Origin of the sequence: Kitasatospora putterlickiae (genome assembly GCF_039527695.1) — a bacterium.
Taxonomy (GTDB): domain Bacteria; phylum Actinomycetota; class Actinomycetes; order Streptomycetales; family Streptomycetaceae; genus Kitasatospora; species Kitasatospora putterlickiae.
Window position 1 is genome coordinate 1 of record NZ_BAAAKJ010000455.1, and the last position, 2,261, is coordinate 2,261.

General features: G+C 75.5%; 1 protein-coding gene. It reads right to left on the reverse strand.

Annotation, left to right across the window (positions count from 1 at the left end):
• The coding region (gene fusA, locus ABD308_RS36570; protein ID WP_344344551.1) for an elongation factor G at nucleotides 1-1,869 on the reverse strand (1,869 nt) is incomplete at its 3' end.
• Nucleotides 1,870-2,261: the final 392 nt, after the last annotated feature.

The following is a 2,261-nucleotide window of genomic DNA, read 5'->3' on the forward strand; positions in this document are numbered from 1 at the left end:
CTCGGCGACCGGTTCCAGCAGCACCATCCGGCAGGCCCGCAGCGCCTCGCGCAGTGCCAGGCGCCCGGCGGTGCGGAAGGCGGGTTCCGAGGAGTCCTTGGGGTGGGTGGCCCCGTCGGTCAGGACGACCCGCAGGCCGGTGACCGGGTGGCCGCCCAGCGGGCCCTCGGCGAGCGCGTCCCGGCAGCCGGCCTCGACCGCCTGGACGTACTCCCTGGGCACCCGCCCGCCGATGACGGTGGACTCGAACGCGAATCCTCCGCCCTCCTCCGCCGCCGGACCGTCCAGCGGCGTCACGTCGATGACCACGTGCGCGAACTGGCCGGCGCCGCCGTCCTGCTTGACGTGCCGGTGGACGTGGCCGGTGACCCCGCGCTCCACGGTCTCCCGGTGGGCGACCCGCGGACGGCCCACCAGCACCTCAAGTCCGTACCCACGGCGGATCCTCTCCACCGCCACCTCCAGGTGCAGTTCGCCGAGGCCGGACAGCACCCGCTGGCCGGTCTCCGGATCGGTGCGGACGACCAGGGACGGGTCCTCCTCGGCGAGCCGGGCGAGCGCGACGGCCAGCCGCTCGGTGTCGACGGTGCGCCGCGCCTCGACGGCCACCGTCACCACCGGCTCCGCCGCGACGGCCGGCTCCAGGACCAGCGGCGCGCCGGGCGCGCAGAGCGTCGCGCCGACCCGCGCGGCCTTGAGGCCGATCACCGCGACGATGTCGCCGGCGACGGCCGTGTCCGTCTCGATGAGGGAATCGGCCCGCATCCGCATGATCCGGGCGATCCGTTCGGTGCGACCGGCGCCGGCGTCCAGCACGGTGTCCCCGTGGCGCAGCGTGCCCGCGTACAGCCGCAGGTGGCCGAGCCGGCCGGAGGCGCCGACCTCCACCTTGAACACCAGCGCGGTGAGCGGCCCGTCGGGATCGGCGGCCCGCTCCACCTCCCCGGCGTCCGCCTCCCCCGCCCGCGCCACGCCGCGCACCGCCGGAACGTCCAGCGGCGAGGGCAGGTAGGCCGTGACGGCGTCCAGCAGCGGCTCGATCCCCCGGTTGCGGTAGGCCGAGCCGCAGAGCACCACCACGGCCTCACCGCTGAGGGTGAGGTCGCGCAGCGCGCCGGCCAGCGTCGCGGTGGAGAGCGCCGAACGCTCGACGTACTCCTCCAGGGCGCCCGGATGGAGCCCGGCCACCGCCTCGTCCAGCAGCGCGCGCCGCCGCTCGGCCTCGGCCCTGAGCCCGTCGGGCACCGGCCCCCGTCGCAGAGCATCGCCGTCGGGGCCGTCGTCCCAGGTCAGGGCACGCATCGTCAGCAGGTCGACCACGCCGGTGAAGCCGTTCTCCCGCCCGATCGGCAGCTGGACGGCGAGCGGCGCCGGGTGCAGCCGCTCGCGGATGGAGGCGACGGCCGCGTCCAGGTCGGCGCCGGCCCGGTCGAGCTTGTTGACGAAGGCGATCCGGGGCACGCCGTGCCGGTCGGCCTGGCGCCAGACGCTCTCGCTCTGCGGTTCCACGCCCGCGACGGCGTCGAACACCGCGACCGCCCCGTCCAGCACCCGCAGCGAGCGTTCGACCTCGTCGGCGAAGTCGACGTGGCCGGGGGTGTCGATCAGGTTGATCCGGTGGCCGTCCCAGACGCAGCCGACCGCCGCCGCGACGATGGTGATGCCCCGTTCGCGTTCCTGCGGGTGGCAGTCGGTGACGGTGGTGCCGTCATGGACCTCGCCGAGCTTGTGGGTCTCGCCGGTCAGGTAGAGGATCCGCTCGGTGACGGTGGTCTTGCCCGCGTCCACGTGCGCGAGGATGCCCAGGTTGCGGACGGCGGCGATGGCGGCGGTGACCGCGGTGGTGGTACGGACGTCGGTGCTGCGCATGGCCCGGTGCCTTTCGAAGCTCTCGGGAGGAAGGAGGCAGCGCGATCGCGGCGACGACGGCGGCCGGCGTCCCGGGTCAGGACGTCGTCGCGCGCACCCGGTGCCGGCCGCGCAGCGGGCACCGGAGGGACGAGGACACCAGGATCACCTCGAACCGGGACGAGGGGACGACGGCAGCGGTGCGGTGACGCACGACCGGTCCTCCCTCGACTCGTCACGGCGCGCGCCTCCACCGGAACCACGGGCGGCGCGCCTCTGGGTGCCGAGTGTAGGACCCGAGCGCCTCCGGGCTACCCGGTTTTCCCGTCCCCCGTCAGCCGCCCGGCCTCCGCCGGCGCACCGGTTCACCACCCGAGCGCCGCCGCCGTCCTCCACCAGGTCCTCCGGTCCGT